The 743-nt window shown below is 50.1% G+C and carries 1 protein-coding gene; it reads right to left on the bottom strand.

Annotated features, from left to right (window positions below; translation table 11 throughout):
• A partial coding sequence (locus ACTHUM_RS16425) for an inositol monophosphatase family protein (protein WP_440403484.1) occupies positions 1–546 on the bottom strand: 546 nt, incomplete at its 3' end.
• Positions 547–743 lie beyond the last annotated feature (197 nt).

Raw genomic sequence — 743 nt, 5'->3', positions numbered from 1 at the left:
GCCCATGCTGCGGATTGTGCCGAATGGGGCAAGGGTATTCATGCGGCTGGCAAGTTTGCCCGAACGCAGGTATTTGATTTCCACGCCGGCAATGGATTCGTTGAGTTTTTTGTTTTCCGAACGCAGCGGCAGCGGCGTGCCGTTGAGGAATGCGCCTTTGCCGCGTTCGGCGTAGAAACATTCTCCACTGACCGGATTGTAAATTACGCCCAATTCGGCGTGGCCGTTTTTAACCAGCGCGACGGATACGGCAAAATGCGGCAAACCGTTGACGAAGTTGTTTGTGCCGTCGATAGGGTCGACAATCCACAGGCCGTCTGAATGTTCGTTCCACAAACGGGTTTGCTCCTGAACGCTCATCTCCTCGCCCAACATCGGACAATCCTCCAATAAGGGCAGGGCGGCGGCAAAAGCGGTTTGTGCGGCCAAATCTGCTTCACTCAAAACCGAGCCGTCTTCTTTACGTCGTGACGGCGTGTTCAGAAAACGCGGCATGACTTCGGTTTGGGCGATGTGACGGACGACTTTCTGTAAACGGTATAGCACAGCGTATCCTTGTTTTTTGCAGTTTTGCGTGACAGTGGATTAAAATTCGGGAAGTTTTCAAATTATAGTGGATGAAATCGAAATCAGGCAGGCAAGAGTATGTCGCCGTGTTTCAACTTCGTTCACGAAAGTTCAAATTATATACATGAATAAAGCAGGAAACCATGCACCGATTTTATGTTGATTTTGCCTTAAGC

Source organism: Neisseria sp. P0021.S006, assembly GCF_051956895.1.
Note: the sequence above shows the minus strand (reverse complement) of the source record. Positions and strands in the feature narration are given on the sequence as shown.